This is a genomic window from Antarctobacter heliothermus, assembly GCF_900188425.1.
In the GTDB taxonomy this organism is placed as follows: Bacteria; Pseudomonadota; Alphaproteobacteria; order Rhodobacterales; family Rhodobacteraceae; genus Antarctobacter; species Antarctobacter heliothermus.
In genome coordinates this window covers 114,425-130,844 of sequence record NZ_FZON01000004.1, presented here as the reverse complement: position 1 = coordinate 130,844, position 16,420 = coordinate 114,425, and the positions used below count along the sequence as shown (strand labels likewise).

Here is a 16,420-nt window from a genome sequence, read left to right as displayed (position 1 = left end):
ATGCGAGCCCTCAAGATTGCCGCCACCGGGATGAGCGCCCAGCAAATGCGGGTCGAAGTCATCTCGAACAACCTTTCGAACATGAGCACGACGGGCTACAACGCCCGCCGGGCCGAATTCGCCGACCTGCACTATCAACAACTGGCCCGTGCCGGGTCTGTCAGCGCCGCGGACGGGACGGTTTTGCCCACCGGGGTCCAGCTGGGCCTTGGTGTTCGCCCCGCCGCCGTTTCCATGCAGTTGCAACAGGGGGCCTTGTCCGCCACAGGCGGCGATCTTGACCTTGCCATTGAGGGCAATGGGTATCTGGAGGTAACGCTGCCGTCGGGACAATTGGGCTACACCCGTGACGGCGGACTGAAACGAACGGGAGAAGGTCTGATCGTCACGTCCGAAGGTTTCCCAGTCTCGCCCGAGATCGTCATACCCGAGGATGCCCGCAGCATCTCGATAAACGCCGACGGCGAAGTCTATGCCTACTTCCAGAACGACCCCGAGGGTCAGCTGTTAGGTCAGTTCACCCTGTCGGGGTTTTCCAACCCCAAGGGATTGGAAGCGATCGGTTCCAACCTTTTCGTCGAGACAGAGGCCTCTGGCCCCGCGCTCCAGACGACGCCCGGTCAGGACGGGTTGGGAACGGTACGGCAGGGCTACCTCGAAGACAGTTCGGTGGACGCCGTCAAGGAAATCACCGACCTGATCGAGGCGCAACGGGGCTATGAACTGAACTCCAAAGTGATTTCCGCCGCCGATCAGATGATGGGCGCAACGGCGCAGGTGCGCTGATGCGCTGGTTGGTCCTGTTTGCGTTTGTCCCCGCACTGGCGGCAGCAGAAACCGTGGTCGCCACGCAGACCATCCGCCCGCAACAGATCATCACTGCGGATGCCGTGCGCCTCGATCCAGCGCAGGTAACTGGTGCCTATGCAGTGCTCGACGCGGTTATCGGACAAGAGGCGCGGACAGCGATCTACCCAGGGCGCGCCGTGATGCGCGGCGCCGTCGGACGACCCGCGCTGGTGGATCGCAACCAGGCGGTTGAATTGGTCTATGCCCACGCCGGCCTGCGGATCAAGGCCGAGGGGCGGTCGCTGGGCCGCGGCGCGGCAGGTGAGCGTATTCGCGTCATGAACGTGGATTCGCGCACCGTGCTGTTCGGGACGATTTCCCCGGACGGCCGCATTCTGGTGAACAAGTGAGGACAGAAATGTTGCGACAATTTGGCCTGATCGGACTGGCCCTGGCTGCAGGCGCCTGTGCGCGGATCGATCACATCGGCAAAGAACCTGATTTCACGCCCGATACCAGCAGTCCCGAGCGTGTCGCGATGATCGCCTCGGGTTTGCCGCCGGGGGCCGCGTCTAAACGCGGAGCGGATCGCGCCTCTCTCTGGAGTGGCGGGAAAACGTCTCTGCTTGGCGACCGGCGCGCGGTAAGGCGCGGTGACATCATGACGGTCGTGATCGAGATCGACGAAAGCGCCGAGATCAAGAACCAAACCTCGCGGTCGCGATCGGGATCGGAAAGCCTGGGAGTCCCTGCCCTGTTCGGAATTCCGCAACGAATTAATCAGGGTATCACTGACGGTGCAAGCCTCGACGACGCGGTTTCGATCAAGTCATCCAGTGATGCCAGTGGCGACGGGTCAGTGCGCCGCAGCGAAAGCCTGACCCTGCGCGTCGCGGTCACGGTGATCGATGTGTTGCCCAATGGCGTTCTGGCCATAGAGGGCAGTCAGGAAGTCAGGGTGAACTTTGAACTGCGTGAACTGCTGGTATCGGGCTACGTCCGGCCCGAGGATATCTCGCGCCAGAACGAAATAACCTATGACAAGATTGCAGCGGCCCGCATTTCTTACGGCGGGCGCGGTCAGATCAGCGACATGCAGCAACCCAGGCTCGGCCAGCAGGTGCTGGATGCGATCCTGCCCTTCTGAGGTCGGTACATGCTCAAGAAAATGCTCCCAATTGTGCTGGCTCTGATCGGCACCGGTGCAGGCGTCGGCGCCGGATTGTTCCTGATGCCTGCAAACGGGGATGCCCCGGACGTGGCGGACCACGGTGACGGGCACGCCGTCGTCACCTCTGACGACCCCCATGCGGCGGCCGACACACACAAGTCGGATCCGCATGGCGGCGAGGGCAACGAATACGTCAAGCTAAACAATCAGTTCGTCATTCCCATCATGGGCGCAAAAAGGGTTGAGGCACTTGTTGTGGCGGCTTTGAGCTTGGAGGTCAGCGGCGGAACAAGCCAGACGGTCTATGCGCGCGAGCCGAAATTGCGGGACGTTTTTCTTCAGGTCATGTTCGATCATGCCAATATCGGCGGTTTCGAAGGCCCCTTTACGTCCGGCGACCGGATGGAAATTCTGCGCTCTGCCCTTCTTGATGCCGCGCGCTCAGTTTTGGGATCGGACGTACAGGATGTGTTGATAACTGAAATCGCACGCCAGGACGCGGCCTGACCAAGCGATAAGTGCGGTACTCTTGCAGGCCACCCTTTTCGGGGTGGCCTTTGCCGTTCAGGGATCAGTTGAAACCCCTATCCCGCCCTTCGCGCAAAATACTCAGCGCGTCGTTGGCATCCGCCTCGGCCTTCAGTCGACGTTTCTGGCGGGCTTCCACCTCTTCGCGGGCCAGGTTATTGGCTGCTTCGACTCGCGAAAACGCGGTTCTTGCGCGCGCAAAACTGTCTGCTTCCTGCGCTCTGGCCATGGCGCTGTGCCGCAGGATCTCTGCCCGTCGTGTCGCCAGCCAACCCTGCCACAACGTGTCCGCGCCCAATATCTGTCTGGCGTTTATCGCCCCGGTGTCCGATTGAGCAGCCTGTCGCAAGCTGTCGATCTGCGCCAATTCACCTGCAAGCCTGTTGCTTTCAGCAAGGTTTCTTCGATGTTTTTCGAGATCTCTTTCCAACAACAATTCTGTCACTTCGGTCAGATCATCATATTTGGATGTCACCAGCGCTTCTCCGTTGCCTTGGCACGCATTCGGTCTGCGAAACGGATCGCCGCCGCCACCGGCCGATAGTGATCCGCCGCAATTTCCGCGCCGATTTTTGTCGTGGCGTACAGCGCCCGCGCGGTTGGCGGGTCGGAATGGATCGGAACTCCGGCGTCTTTTGCCGCCTCACGAATGCGCGCCGCGACGGCATCCTGGCCCTTGGCTACGCAAACCGGGGCAGACCCGCCCATCCGGCTCCACTTCAGGGCAACGGCAAAGTGGGTCGGGTTGACAATGATCACATCCGCCTTTGGAACTTCACCCATCATCTGGTTCAGCGCCAACTCCTGCGCCCGCATGCGGCGATGTTGTTTGAGGTGTGGATCGCCCTCTGACTCCCTCATCTCGTCGCGCAACTCCTTCATGGTCATCCGGTTTTTGCGAATATGTTCAGCCCGTTGCCAGAACAGGTCGATTCCGCCTATCACCACCGCAATCAGAACCACGATGAACAGGAATTGCTGGATGAGGCTTGTCATGCTCAGAACAACCTCGCCCGGCGTGCCCATGAGCGCGCCAATGATCACATCCCGTTTGCCGCGCAAAAACACCGCAAGCAGGATGGAATAGACGCTCAACTTGACGAAGCTCTTGAAGAACTCGAACAAACCTCTGCGACCGAACTTGTTCTTGGCGTTCTCGATCGGGTTGATGCGCGAAGCCTTGGGGGTCAGCTTTGACCCGGTGAACAGCATTCCACGGGTTGCGAAAAGCGTCAGCAGAACAAACACCCCGGGCACCGCGAGAAAGGGCAGCGTCGGCATCAGGGCCGCCGACATCACTGAGCCAGCTACTGCGGCCGCGCCATCCCCGAAGAACAGCGCCTCCAGCCGGTCGGGCTGTTCCAGAAGGGGCAAGAGTGAATCCGCAAATTGCGTGAGACCCGAACCGCCCAGCGCCACCATGCAGATCAGCATGCCAAGGTAGGCCATCGCTGTCAGAATGTCCGGCGCGCGCGGTATTTCACCCTTTTTGCGGGCCTGATCGAGTTTTCGTTCGGAGGGTTCATGGCTCTTTTCGGCCGAATCGTCTTGTTGCGACATGGTGGCCTACCGGAAGGGCGCGGCAAGAAAGCCGTCAAAGGCCTGCAACCAAACCGAAAGCAAGATCGGAGCAGAGATCATCAATAGCGCGATCGCCCCGAACGTGATGACCGGCGCACCAACGAATGCCACCATAAGCTGGGGCATCGCCTTGTTGATCACACCCAACGTCAGATTGTAGATCACCGACATCAGGACAAACGGTGCGGCCAGAGTAAATGCCAGTGCAAAGCTTTGCCCCACGCGCTGGCGTCCTGCATCGGCCACGTCGGCGGGATTGGGAAACTGCAAGGCCGGAAGCAATTCGTAGGACAACACAAGAAAGGCCGCAGCCTTTATGTGAAAGCCGGTGGCCATCAACAGCGCCAGTGCCGCCGTCGTCAGTATATGGCCGATGGCCGGAAGTGGATCGAGTCCCGACCCCCCCAATAGCTGCGAAAGAGACGTGGATTGTGCGGCCATTGCGCCGGCAGTCTGGATGGCGAGGATGAACAACCGCAACATGATCCCCAGAAACAATCCGCTGAGCGTTTCCGTGGCGAGCGCCCTCAGGAACGCACCAAGGGTTGGGTCCGGCAGATTGATCCCTGGTGCTACCGCCGGTGTGACGATCACCGTCAACATGATTGCAATGACAAGACGGACACGGACGGAAATGACCTGTTCGCCCAGACCGGGAAGCGCCGCAAGGGTTGCCGCAACCCGAAGAAACACCACCAGTGATAGCCAGAGCCCGCCTGACAAGTGTTCCATCAAGGGTTGCAGCGCGGTCACGCGGCCACCACCCCAACCAGCGCGGGCCGTGCCTCAAGCCCGATTTCCTCATAGGACATGACGGGATTGCTGAGGCCCTTGGCAACCATGACCGTACGCAGAAACCTTCTGCGTCGGGCAGATGTGACCACAGCGGCAGAAACGCCCCGGTTTGCTGCTTCGCCGATGGTATCAGCCAAACCGCTGGTGAGCGCCTCGAATTTGTCCGGCGGCAGCGCCACATCCAGCGCCCCTTGGCTGCTTTCGACCTGATAGGACAAAAAGGTCTCTTCCCATTCCGGGGCAAGCTGCACCAGTGGAATCGTCCCGTCGTCACGCCGCATCCCAGCCACAAGCTGAAAACCAAGCCGCTGGCGCACATGCTCACAGATGGCTTCGGCCTGAGATTGCTGGCCCCGCATTTCGGCAATTGTCTCAAGGATCAACGGCAGGTTGCGCACTGAAACCTGTTCATCCAACAACAGACGTAGCACCTGAAGCAGAGTATCGATCTGCACCTTGTCCGGGATCAGCTCATCCAGAAGCTTGCGATTTGCTTCGGCCCGAGATTGGTTGCTGAGAGAAACCATTTCATCCAGTAGACGGCGCAACGCCTTCAACGTGAGAAGGCGGCCAAAGTTGCGTCGGATAACCTCCAGCAGATGGGTTGCCAGCACTTCGGTTGGTGAAACGATTGTCGCTCCGGTGATCGCTGCCTTTTCCTGATCCTCGGGCCGCAACCAGCGTGCGGGCGCGCCGTAGACTGGTTCAGTAACGTCACGTCCCTGTGGCAGGGCACCGCTGAACTCCGGCAAGAGTGCAAGAACGAAGTCGGGATTCAACTCACCCCGCGCCATTTCGACCCCGTGGATGCGGATCACATAAGTGCCGGTCGGCAAGGAAGGGGCGTCCGTCAGCCGGATTTCTGGCAGGACGAGGCCGAAATGCGACGCGATATGCCGCCGCATGTTGGCAATTCTGACGTCCAGCCCGGTGCCCGGATCCAGCACCATATTGACCAGATCGGGTGCAAACTCGACATGGATGTCGTCCAGATCAAGAACGTCTCCCATATGCTGAACGGGCGGCCCGGGCTCTTCCTCGGTGGTGTCTGTGCTGTCTTCTGTTTCAGGAGGACGTCTGGACAACCACCATGCTGTCCCGCCAAGAACCCCGCCGCCAAGAATGAAGGGCACAAAAGGCAGGCCTGGAACCAGCGCAAAAAGCACCATCAGCACTGCAACCGCCAAAAGCGCCGAGGGATGCCGCCCGAGTTGGGCTGCAACCGCGACATCCGTCGCGCCGGTGGACCCGCCACGCGCCAGCAAGAGACCTGCCGCAATCGAAATGATCACAGCCGGGATCTGAGATACCAGCCCGTCACCAACGGTCAGGATGGCATAGGTCTCAAGCGCGCTGCTCAGCGGCATACCGTGCATCACGGTGCCCATGATGATCCCCATGACAAGATTCAATATGGTAATCAAAAGGCCGGCAACTGCGTCGCCCTTGACGAATTTCGACGCCCCGTCGAGAGATCCGAAAAAGGTTGTCTCTTGCTGTTCGGTTTCACGACGGCGCTTGGCTTCTGCGTGGTCGATGGCTCCGGCCGACATGTCCGCATCGATGGCCAATTGTTTTCCCGGCATCGCGTCTAGCGCAAAGCGGGCCGAAACCTCGGCCATGCGTGCCGAACCTTTGGTGATCACGGCAAAGTTCACGATCATCAGCACGCCAAAGACAACAAGGCCCAGAAAAACGCTGCCGCCCATGACAAAATTGGCGAAACCTTCGATTACCTCACCGGCCGCATGAGTGCCGGTGTGCCCCTGACCAATGATCAACTTGGTAGAGCTGACGTTGAGCGACAGCCGCAGCATCAGCGAGGTCAAAAGGATTGTCGGAAATGCGGAAAAATCCAGCGGGCGTTCGATAAAAAGCGTGACCGTAAAGATCAGAATTGCAAGACCAAAGGACGCGGCCAGACCGACATCCAGTACCCAGGAGGGTACGGGCAAAACCATCATGACAATCACCGCCATTAGCGCGAGCGCCATCAGGATCGTCGGTTTGAAGAGGCTTGAAGGTGACATGGGCTGCTTTCTCGCTGTCACGCCAGACGTCGGCGGTTTGATGGCCGTTCAATGTTGCAGGTTGTAGTGCCGATGATTTCTCGACCGATGACCGGTGCGGTGCGTTGATTATTGATCAGGGCGGATGGGTGCTGGCGGATGGAATTTGACGTAAATTTTATCGGTGACGCATAAACCGGAAGCGCGGAAAACTTGGACCGGACATGAAGGGCCGGACATGAAGGGCAAGGTTTCCCAACCTTGGAACGCACCCTGACCTAGTTGCCGGAGTTTTCCGATCCCACTTGCTGTGCCGCGATGACGTTTGAAGCGTCCGGGTCGGGTCGGCATTCTGCCGATTGTGGACCTGCGCCATTTCCTGGCCTCTCCATTCAGTTTTTCATACCTTATTGGGTAGGCCAGAACTGTTTAGAAACCGTAAGGATAGGTCAGTCGCCAGCTGGAACGGCCGTTGCATCCAGAAGCGCACGCAGCGTCTCCAGCGATTGTGCGCTGGCCGCAGAAAGTGCGTTTGCAGCGGCAAGGCTCAGCTCCGACGGTTCAAATGCGACCGGAGTTGTTTGCATGAGGTCCGCTGCCGGTGCGAGGACAGTGTCACTTTCGGCGACTTCCTTCCATTCGCCGGATAACCAGGCAGCGTCCACAGCTGCGGGGCCATCGCCAATGCTCTCGTAGATGGCCTTGGTAAACACATGGTCACCCATCTGGCGACGCGCCTCGGCACGCAAGCGGACAACCCTATCACCGCGCTGCCCAATGAGGATGATCTCGGCCTCTTCGGGTCGCGACAAGGCAAGAAGCGCCGCAGCCCTGGTTGTGCGCGACTCGGGCAGGCTGTTTGCGTCGGGCATTGCGTCCAATTGTTCAAGGGCAGTTTCAGGCAGGCCGAGAGACAGGAAACGCTCTGCAATGCTGATTCCAGTCGCGGGTTGATCAGGCAGCAAGCCGTCAGCAAGCGACCGCGTTGCCAGCTTCAAAAATGCCAAGTCATCCGCTTTCTCCACAAGAAACTTCAGGGCGACTTGCTTCATGAATGCGACGACATCAGGTGGCATTCCGTGCGGCGAGTCGAATTCCGCAAAGGCCGCGTCGAACGCACCATTTATCAGCAACGACCGAACGTGTGACTTCCAGAGTTTCTGGCCATCCTGAGTGTTGCGCAGTTCGGTAGCAAAAGCGTCGGACAATTCGACAATTCGCGCGGGTACCAGTGTATCGGTCGCGTCCGCTAGTTCAATTGCTGCAGCGACAGCCTTTGCCGCTTCTGGTCCGCCAGCAACGGAAAGATCGTGCAGGCGTTTTTCCGCTTCGCCATGTCGTCCGTCCTTGAGCGCAAGTTGCGCTTTTCCCAAAGCGATACTGTCGGTTTCGCCACCTTCCATGCGCTGCAAGCGGCGCAAAACGTCTCGCGCGACGTTGGTGTAGCCGGATCGGGACAAGTGATCGACCAGCCTAGGTCCCAAATGAGACCTTAGATGTTTGGGAAGTGTCTCAAAATTGCGGAGGATAGCTGAGGAAGATATTTTTGGGGCTTCCGGCGCCGGAGGCTTCGACAGGACTGACCAAAGCGCGGCTGCGCCATCACATCCGGACAGCCCATCAAAAAGACCGGTTGGATCCGGTTCGCCGTCAATGACATATGACAAAGCGACAAGGATCGGGGCTTGCGTTTCAGGTTGTAGGGCAAGGGTAGCACGCGCCTCTGCACCAAAACCATAGTACAGCAACGACTTGGCATATTGTTGGAGTAACTGTGACCCGATCCTGTCAAACTCACCAAAGACCTTGCCACGTTTTTCGGCCAGAACGAGGTTGGGATCGTCATCGGCATTTGACCAAGAACCAATTGCAAGATCCCGGTCACGGACACAGACCTCACCGCCAACCGAAATCCGCCCATCTTGCAATGTTTTATGATCCAAGCCTGACATGCCCGCCGCAAGCCGTCTTGCGAGCGTGCCGGGATCGACAGCCAATTCATCGGGAATCCCGGGTTTGGGTTGGCGATCGACAACCGGAGTTGGCGTTGTCGGAGCCATGAGTGCCGGGTCCAAAAGTCCCTGCGACGCCGCCACGGCAAGGTCTGCAGCAAGACGGGTGCCAAGATCGCGTGACGCAGACGGGGCGCCGTCCCGGTGATCAAGGATGGAGGGCACCAAATCCAAAGCCACATGTTCCGCCAAGAAGGGCAAAGTTTTTGTCCCCTTGGATTGAGGTCCAATCTGCGGTGCATCGCCGAAGCGGATCTGGGAAAACTCGCGCAGCAATGGAGATTGGGCAGGATCCCCTGCCCCCGCTTCCTGCCGGACAGCCCTGGACCTCGTCAGTTGAGCCGGGGAATCAGAAGGCGCAATGTCGATCACCAGCATCGTGCCTCTCAAAACAAATGCTTCCGCTCCACATTGACAATTCAACCTTATATCAAGCGTGCGACCATCTTCCGATGGCGTCAACCCGGCGATCCGTTCAGTTCCAATCCGGTTGAAAACCGTCGATGTTTCAAATCCATACGGGCCACCACCGAATGAAAGCGTGACCAGCGCGGCGTTCGGATCAGGTATCAGGTCCCACTCAGTTCCGTCAGGGACGTCTAGGACAAGTCGCGTGAAATCCCCGTGTTCGCCGCTGCGCACGGTCACTGTTTGCGCCCCCGCAAGGGTTGGCCAGAGGCCAATCAACATCCAGACAATCCAGCGAGTCATGCGGCATCCTGCTTGACTGATTTCAACGCTTCCTCAAGATCCTCAAAGCTCGGTCGGAAGTGGTCTGGTGTGTTCTGGCGCCCGACCTCGATGCAGATGTTGGTTGCATGGTTGTGCAGATTGGCCACCAGCACTTCGCGGATCAGGTGATAGAATTGAAGATCCTCTTCCGCGACGGCCTTGACCTTGGTCGCAAACGGTCCGACGAGCCCGTATGCTAAGAATACGCCCAAGAACGTGCCGACCAGCGCGCCACCGATCAATTTGCCCAAAACCTCCGGCGGTTGGTCGATCGAGGCCATCGTCTTGATCACACCAAGAACCGCCGCAACGATCCCGAGGGCCGGCAGGGCGTCCGCCATGGATTGCAGCGCATGACTGGAATGCAAGGCGTGATGCTGCATACCGTCAAGCCGCTTGTCCAAGACTTCTTCAACCTGATGCGGATCGTCATAGTTCATCGAAACGGACCGCATCGTGTCGCAGATCAGTTCGATGGCGTATCTATCTGCCAGGATCTTGGGGTACTTTCCAAAGATGTTGGACTCTTTCGGAGACTCAACATGTTCCTCGATGGCGACCGGGTTCTGTCGGGCCAGCCGGATCAATTCGAAAAGCAGGCAAAGCAGATCGCGATAGTCCTCGGGTTTCCACTTTGCCCCTTTGAAGACCTTTGCCACATCCTTGAGCGTGTGTTTCACTGTGGCACCGTCGTTGCTGATCAAAAAGGCGCCGGTGGCGGCCCCCCCGATCATCATGAACTCGAACGGCAGCGCCTTGATAATGATCCCGAGCTTGCCTCCAGCCGCCAGGTAGCCGCCGAAGACCATGGCGAAAATTACCACGATACCAATGATTCCGAGCATCTGCGCTCTCCCGATCCGTTGCCGTCGCCAGCCTGCCAGCCAGCCGTTAAGAAAGCCTCTTCAGCACCGCTACATCACCACAAAATCCGCGTGCAAAGCGCCCGCTGCCTTGATGCTCTTGAGAATGTCGATCATGTCCCGCGGACTGACGCCCAAAGCGTTCAGACCGGCGATGACCTCTGACAGATTTGTACCCGTCGGAACCTCGGCCAGACCGATTCCCGGTTCTTCCTCGATCAGGGCACCGGTGCGCGGCACCACAACCGTGTCCCCGTCACTGAACGGGTTGGGTTGTATCGCCAGCGGGGCTTCTTCGATCCGCAGGGTCAGGTTCCCCTGGGACACCGCCACACGAGAGATCCGTACATCAGCACCCATCACGATGGTTCCCGATCTCTGATCGACCACCACCCGCGCGCGGCGCTGTGGTTCAACCGCCAGGTTCTCGATCGCGACGACAGCCCTTGCCGGCGACCCAGCCCCGGCACGTTGCAAGTCCACGCTGATCGTTCCCGCATCCAGCATTGTCGCCGCCCGCCGCCCGATGGAACGATTGATCACATCTTCTATCCGTGCGGCCGTAGTAAAATCCGGCTCGCGGAGAGCCAATCGCAGCGTCGACAGTTGGGTAAAGTCAAATTCGATCTCTCGTTCAATTCGGGCACCCGAGGGAACCACACCTGCGGTCGGTACGCCCTGGACGATTCGGGCTGCCTCACCTTCGACTTCGACACCACCTGCGATGATGGTGCCCTGCGCAACGGCGTAGATCTGGCCATCTGCAGCATTCAGCGGTGTCATGATCAACGTACCGCCCAACAGGCTTTTGGCGTCACCTATGGCTGAAACCGTGATGTCGATCTGACTACCAATCCGCGCAAACGGAGGAAGTTTGCCAGTCACGAGCACCGCCGCCACATTGCGCGGGCGAAACTGCTCGCCGGTGACATTCACGCCCAGTCGTTCTAGGATGTTCGACATGATTTCTTCGGTAAAAGGCGAGTTGCGCAAACCGTCACCGGTTCCGTTCAAACCGACCACCAAGCCATACCCCACAAGGTCGTTCGATCGGACGCCATCGACCTCAACCAGATCCTTGATGCGGACGGATTGGGCTGATGCCGGGAAAGCGAATGCCAGCGTCAGGAAGAACGAAAGGAAAAAACGTGTAAACATCAGAGATACTCCGCAAGGGAAAGGCGCTGGGACCTGGCAGTAATGGCGTAAAGGCTTTCCAGTTGACCCCGGATGTTTTCGTAGCGGGACGCAGTGTAGTACTGATCGGTCCCCACCAGATCGAGCCGGGCGATATTCGTGGCGGTGAATTCCGCCGAGTTTCGGGCTGTTGTCTCTTCGACGCGCGCCTCCAGCGCGCCAAGACCTGCGCGCAGTTCGACCACATCCTGTTGCGCGGCGAGCAGATCCTGCCCGGCAGTGGTCAGCATTTCGATTTGCAGGTCCTGATCGAACCCCAGCGTGCCATCGGTCGCCAGTGCTGCCATCACCATGGGTTTCAACACTTCACGAAAGACCGGATCGGTTGCCCGGATATCCAGATTTGCGCTCTCAGTCTCGGACAGCTTCAGTGGTGCAAGCCCGGTGTTCGACCCCTGGTAGGTTGTTGTCTCATAAGTCCCGCCCGCACCAAAGAACGTGTTCAGCACCGCCTCGACACCGGCCATATCGGTCTGCCCGACAAGCGCCCCGCGCACATCCACCAGAAGGTCATCGGCGCTTTGGACAGCCTGACGGTCTGTCGCCGTTCCAGAAAACAGAAAACGCCCGGCAACGGAACGGTTCAGCCCGTTCATCACCTGGCTGAGTGCATTTTCCGCATCGTCAGCCATTGTGCCCAGCAGAGCCGAGTTTGGCGTAAGCTCCGCCGCGATCAGCGACTGCGACAGCGTTTCGCTCCGCCCCTGGATCTCATCGAGCGCCGTTTGCATCGACCCCGATAGAAAGCTGGCCTCGGTGGTATTGACCCGGTAGGTGTCCATCCGCGAAAGGGCGCGGTCGATCGACAGCAATCCGGTCAAATCACCATGCAGATGCTTGCCAGCGTCCCGGACGAACCCCGTCGAGACCTCCACCGCAAGCTGATCCATTTCCTCACGCAGGCGCACCTGGTTGGTGCGCAACACAAGGGCGCGCGCCATGTCTCCGATGACTTCCATTTCGGGGTCTCCTTATATGGACATCAGCTGGTCAAACAGTCCGTCGATCGTCGACATGACCTTGGCATTGGCTGTGTAGTGTTGTTCGATCTGCATCAGGCGTTGAAGTTCCTGATCCGTGTCCACACCCTTGGACAGTTCCAACTCCTTGAGCGCGGTGTTCTGTATCGACACAAAGGTCTGCGCGTCTTCCGCCCGGACACGCTCCCCCGTTGCTGTCGAGGCAAATTCAGAGATGTGGTTGGCAAAACTCCGTGCGATTGCGGTCAAACCCGAAGAGCCGGGTACAGTTGCGGCTCCCAATGCATCGCTGATCCCTTGCAGCAGGCGTGCATCGCCCACGTCGCCCTGAGAAGCTGCACCCAAGCCATCGCGCAGTCGCCAAGCGCCGCCGCTGTCCGGTGCCACAAGCCCATTGATTTCGATTCGACTGGCGATCCCGGCCTCGTTCACAGGTACAAATGCCAGTCCGCTATCGGTGAACAGACCAGGGACTGTCGCGCCCAACGTGCTGTCCGGACCACCTGGTCCCAGTCGCTCGATCAGATCACGGGCAATGCCGTCAAGTTGCGACTGAGAGTCTACCGCCGCTCCGTCCCGGATTTCGAACTGTGCGGCAAGACTGCCGCCGGCAAAAAGCACCGATCCGTTAAGATCCACCGGCGTGCCGTTCATTGTCAGACCGTTCAGCTGGCCGCCACCAAACGTCATGCCCGCGCCGATCCCATAGCTGCGTTCAAACCCGATCTCGACCGGCGAACCGTCGAGCAACACGGCGCCACCGCGCGAAAACACGGCAATGTCACCCTTGTCGCGCTCGACCACCCGCAACGGAACAATGTCAGCGATACTGTCCAGCACCCTCTGGCGTTCGTCGTAAAAGCTGGCCGATTCCGTTCCGGTCGATCGCGCCGCAACGATGTTGTCATTCAGCGCGTCCAGCCGCATCAACGCACTGTTCAAGGTATCAACCTGAGCGCCGATGCTGGTATCGGCGGTTTGCCGGGCGGCCTGCACTTCGTCCGACAGAACGTTGAGCGACCGCGCCAGGGAGTCCGCACTGTTCGACACCAGTTCCAGCCGCTGGGTCGAGGCGGGGTTGGACGCCGCGTTCAACAGCGCATTCTCGAACACGTTGATCCGGTCAGTGAGAGAGCCCGGAACCCCGGACTCGCCCACCAGATCCTCGATCCGGCGGGCGAAGTCATATTTTGTAGCGGCATCGGCAAGCGCGGCGTCCGCCACCATCCGGTCGCCGGTCAACACCGGATCCGAAAAGCGGATGGTACCGGAAATGCGCACGCCTCCGGTGGTGCCGACGGCCCCGGGAACAAGTCCGAGGGTCCGTCGTCCATAGCCCTCTGTCGTGGCATTGGAGATATTTGTCGACACCAGGCCCGCAGCCCGGGAATTGGCCTTGAGTCCGCTGAAGGCATTGTAAAGCGCGCCTGAAAGAGACATCTAGCGACCCCCTTTATGAAGTGACAGATGCGCTGTCAGCGCTTGATATTCGTGGTTTCCTGCAACATTTCATCGACGGTCTGGATAACCTTGGCGTTCGATGAATAAGCTCGCTGCGTCTGGATCATGTCGGTGAGTTCGCTGGCCACGTCCGTGGTGCTTTCCTCACGGGCAAAACTGACGACATCGCCGGTGGGTCCGTCACCGGCATCCCAGAGGAAGAAATTTCCGCTTTCCGGGGATGGCATGTAGACCTGCTTGTCCAGCGCCACCATGCCGTTCGGATTCGGGACATCAACCAGCGGCACCTGATAGATGATCGAGGTGATGCCGGTATCGAAGAAGGCATAAACGAAACCGTTTTCGTCAATCTCAACCGAGGTCATGTTGCCCGCCGGAGAGCCGTCCTTGGCAATGTTCAAGGGTGCAAACTTGTCAGATCGCTGAGTCAGCCCGTCATTCGTGCCGGGTCGCCCGATGTTGATTTCAATCGGACCACCTGCCGTGGTCACGATCACCGTGCCAGTGGCAGAATCATAAGCGCCGCCCGTGGTGCCAGCGACCACGGTGTCCAACGTACCACCAGAGGCCTGGGTGCCATCAAAGGTTACGGTATATTCGCCGATGACAGCCCCTGCGCTGGCGGAATCCGTGATGACGACTGACCACTCATTGGATGATCCCGACGCCGGAATGGTCGGCGTAAAGGTCATCGTCAGGCTTTCCGACCGCCCGAAATTGTCATAGTATTCAACAGGCAGGGTCAGCGGATCGCCAGAGGCTGTCGAATAGGTCTCTGTCGCCGGAAGGTTCAGGCCCAGAGTCATCGATGTGGTCGGCTCACTCAGGTATTGGTTGAGCGCGATCTGCACGGGCTCCAGATCGGCCGAACTGTCGCGGGCATTGGTCGGAACCGTCCCATCGGCGTTTGCCTTCCACCCCAGCAACATCAGACCCGAGTCGGTCTTGAGATAGCCATCAGCATCGACCCGGAACGATCCAGTCGTGGTAAGAAACATCTGCGGGTCACCGCTGCCGGCAAGAACCTGCGATTCCTGCGCCACGGGCAGAAAGCCCTGACCGCGCACTGCCAGATCCGTGGCATTGTTCGTGGCGACCAGAGCGCCGCTTTCATCAATGATGCGTTGCGTGGACGACCGCACACCACCAGCGGTGTAGGTCGCCCCATTGCCTTGCATGACCATTGCGGTGAAATCGGCCTCGACCCGTTTGTACCCCTTGGTCGCAGAGTTTGCGATGTTATCAGAAATGGTTCCCAGTCGGGTTGCGTTGGCCGCAAGGCCCGCAACACCTGCGTTGAGGGAAGAAGAGATTGTCATGGACTAGCCTTTCTGCTGTCGATCTCAAATTCTTGGACAACAGATAGACGCGCGGGTTTAACGCCGACCTAACAACTAAAATCCTAGGAAAACTGCATCAGTTCCTCCGCAGGAAAATCACCTCTATCCGGCTGTTTCTCGGGTCCATAACATTTTCAGCCTTGGGATCACGGTCGGCATAGGCCGTCACACGCCGGACGCGTTGCGCATCCAGCCCGCGATCAACAACCAGTTCCCGAAAAACCTCGGCCCTGTCACGCGACACCTTCCAGGCTGGATTGTCGGCAAGAACAACGGGATAACCCGCGGTATGCGCCTCGATCGCGACCGGATTTGTCACCACGGCTGAAGCGCGCGCCAGAACCAATGCCAGATCCTCAAGCAGAGGCGTCGGTTCGGCAAATTCGTCGAACAGGCGCGCCTGGCTTGTCTCAAAGAACTCGATCACAAGCCCCTCATCGGTGACCTCTGTCACGATATGTTCCAGCAGTTCGTCCGCGACCATGCTTTCGCCGCCGCGACCCATCAGGAGTTCCTCGACCTGCTTGAATTCGTCGGTCTCTGGTCCGTCCTTTGATGGATCTTTGGAGTCAAAGGCATCATCCTTGGTACGCTCGGCCTGTGGTCTCAGGCTGGTTGCCCCTGTTCCCACACGCGGCAAGGTATTCTCGGCAAAGACAGAATCACCGCCCAATGCCCCCGCTCCCCCGCCAGAGACCCGCGCCATCGCGATGGTCGGACTGAAATAATCTGCAATACCTTTGCGTTGCTTTTCTGTCGTTGCGTTCAGCAGCCACATCAACATGAAGAAGGCCATCATCGCGGTTACGAAGTCGGCATAGGCCACCTTCCAGGCGCCCCCATGATGCCCGTCAGCCGCGATGATCTTCTTGCGTTTGATGATGACTGGCGCAACATTGCTGTCGCCACTCATCTTTCCCACCTTTCTCTCACCCGAGACAGGTGTAGTCCGCCGCCGATTA

At 58.9% G+C, this 16,420-nt stretch carries 15 protein-coding genes; 4 read left to right on the top strand and 11 right to left on the bottom strand.

Features of this window, described 5'->3' with window-relative positions:
- From flgG to CHB90_RS03590, 4 genes are read left to right on the top strand one after another with little or no spacing between them, the layout of a single operon-like run.
- Window positions 1–786 (top strand): flagellar basal-body rod protein FlgG, encoded by a 786-nt coding sequence (gene flgG / locus CHB90_RS03605; protein ID WP_089276486.1) that lies wholly within the window; start codon window positions 1–3, stop codon window positions 784–786.
- Window positions 786–1,199: a flagellar basal body P-ring formation chaperone FlgA gene (gene flgA / locus CHB90_RS03600; RefSeq protein WP_089276485.1), complete on the top strand. Its 414-nt coding sequence runs from the start codon at window positions 786–788 to the stop codon at window positions 1,197–1,199. The genes flgG and flgA overlap by 1 nt, the downstream gene beginning before the upstream one ends.
- A gap of 8 nt (window positions 1,200–1,207) precedes the next feature.
- The gene (gene flgH, locus CHB90_RS03595) at window positions 1,208–1,936 is read left to right on the top strand and encodes a flagellar basal body L-ring protein FlgH (RefSeq protein WP_089276484.1); all 729 of its coding nucleotides are present in this window, start codon (window positions 1,208–1,210) and stop codon (window positions 1,934–1,936) included.
- A gap of 9 nt (window positions 1,937–1,945) precedes the next feature.
- A complete protein-coding gene (locus CHB90_RS03590; RefSeq protein ID WP_089276483.1) occupies window positions 1,946–2,467 on the top strand; it encodes a flagellar basal body-associated FliL family protein in 522 nt (173 codons plus the stop codon).
- 64 nt (window positions 2,468–2,531) lie between these two features.
- Here the strand turns inward: CHB90_RS03590 and CHB90_RS03585 are convergent, their stop codons facing one another.
- From CHB90_RS03585 to CHB90_RS03535, 11 genes are all read right to left on the bottom strand, one after another.
- Window positions 2,532–2,933, bottom strand: a complete 402-nt coding sequence (locus tag CHB90_RS03585) for a hypothetical protein (protein WP_245823150.1) — start codon at window positions 2,931–2,933, stop codon at window positions 2,532–2,534.
- A gap of 26 nt (window positions 2,934–2,959) precedes the next feature.
- Window positions 2,960–4,048, bottom strand: a complete 1,089-nt coding sequence (locus CHB90_RS03580; protein ID WP_089276481.1) for an EscU/YscU/HrcU family type III secretion system export apparatus switch protein — start codon at window positions 4,046–4,048, stop codon at window positions 2,960–2,962.
- A 6-nt stretch (window positions 4,049–4,054) separates the two neighbouring features.
- Complete coding sequence (locus CHB90_RS03575) at window positions 4,055–4,822, bottom strand: flagellar biosynthetic protein FliR (RefSeq protein ID WP_342744945.1); 768 nt, start codon at window positions 4,820–4,822, stop codon at window positions 4,055–4,057.
- Window positions 4,819–6,894: a flagellar biosynthesis protein FlhA gene (gene flhA / locus CHB90_RS03570; RefSeq protein WP_089276480.1), complete on the bottom strand. Its 2,076-nt coding sequence runs from the start codon at window positions 6,892–6,894 to the stop codon at window positions 4,819–4,821. Before flhA ends, CHB90_RS03575 begins: the two co-directional genes overlap by 4 nt.
- A gap of 428 nt (window positions 6,895–7,322) precedes the next feature.
- Window positions 7,323–9,596 (bottom strand): hypothetical protein, encoded by a 2,274-nt coding sequence (locus CHB90_RS03565; protein ID WP_141135795.1) that lies wholly within the window; start codon window positions 9,594–9,596, stop codon window positions 7,323–7,325.
- Window positions 9,593–10,462, bottom strand: a complete 870-nt coding sequence (gene motA, locus CHB90_RS03560) for a flagellar motor stator protein MotA (protein WP_089276478.1) — start codon at window positions 10,460–10,462, stop codon at window positions 9,593–9,595. The genes CHB90_RS03565 and motA overlap by 4 nt, the downstream gene beginning before the upstream one ends.
- Before the next feature lie 69 nt (window positions 10,463–10,531).
- Window positions 10,532–11,638 carry a flagellar basal body P-ring protein FlgI gene (locus CHB90_RS03555; protein ID WP_089276477.1) on the bottom strand — a complete coding sequence of 369 codons (1,107 nt, stop codon included), beginning with the start codon at window positions 11,636–11,638 and terminating at the stop codon, window positions 10,532–10,534.
- Window positions 11,638–12,636: a flagellin gene (locus CHB90_RS03550; RefSeq protein ID WP_089276476.1), complete on the bottom strand. Its 999-nt coding sequence runs from the start codon at window positions 12,634–12,636 to the stop codon at window positions 11,638–11,640. Before CHB90_RS03550 ends, CHB90_RS03555 begins: the two co-directional genes overlap by 1 nt.
- Window positions 12,637–12,648: 12 nt before the next feature.
- A complete protein-coding gene (gene flgK / locus CHB90_RS03545) occupies window positions 12,649–14,097 on the bottom strand; it encodes a flagellar hook-associated protein FlgK (RefSeq protein ID WP_089276475.1) in 1,449 nt (482 codons plus the stop codon).
- A gap of 35 nt (window positions 14,098–14,132) precedes the next feature.
- Window positions 14,133–15,437, bottom strand: coding sequence for a flagellar hook protein FlgE (locus CHB90_RS03540; RefSeq protein WP_089276474.1), 1,305 nt, complete (start codon window positions 15,435–15,437; stop codon window positions 14,133–14,135).
- Between the two features lie 97 nt (window positions 15,438–15,534).
- On the bottom strand, window positions 15,535–16,371 hold the full coding sequence (locus tag CHB90_RS03535; protein ID WP_089276473.1) for a flagellar motor protein MotB: 837 nt from the start codon (window positions 16,369–16,371) through the stop codon (window positions 15,535–15,537).
- Window positions 16,372–16,420: the final 49 nt, after the last annotated feature.